The sequence below is a fragment of the Rhodopseudomonas sp. BR0G17 genome (assembly GCF_010907025.1).
GTDB lineage: Bacteria > Pseudomonadota > Alphaproteobacteria > Rhizobiales > Xanthobacteraceae > Rhodopseudomonas > Rhodopseudomonas palustris_H.
The window spans coordinates 1-382 of the sequence record NZ_QUML01000256.1; the positions used below are offsets into that span (position 1 = coordinate 1).

The 382-nt window shown below is 62.8% G+C and carries 1 pseudogene; it reads right to left on the bottom strand.

The window, feature by feature from the left end:
• Positions 1 to 321, bottom strand: a pseudogene (locus DY467_RS26110) (RHE_PE00001 family protein); the annotation flags it as partial.
• Positions 322 to 382 lie beyond the last annotated feature (61 nt).

A 382-nucleotide genomic window follows, 5' to 3' on the forward strand; every position in this document is an offset into this window, starting at 1 on the left:
GCGGGTGAGCTCATGGGTCGGCGCGCGGCCGTCCATGCCGGCGTCGTGGAGAACAAGATCGTCGAGGTGGACCAGTTCCCCCTCCAGCCACAGAGTGGCGCAGGCATCGGCGAAATGAGTGCGCGCGGCCCAGCCGTCGCGGATCGGGCTTTTGGCCAGCCGCTCGTCGAGCCGCGCGAGTGAATCCTCGGCCGCCGCCAGCGGCGTGGCAATCTGGCTCCAGGGGAGCGGCTCGGGGATCTGGTAGGCCTGGGTCAACGCTTTGATAACCCTAACAGGAATCGTCGTTACGGAAGCTATCACGACTTTAGCTTCCGTCATAGCGATGCCTTTTCGCGCATCCTGCTCACTATCGATAATCACCCCTTCGATAGTGTTAGAC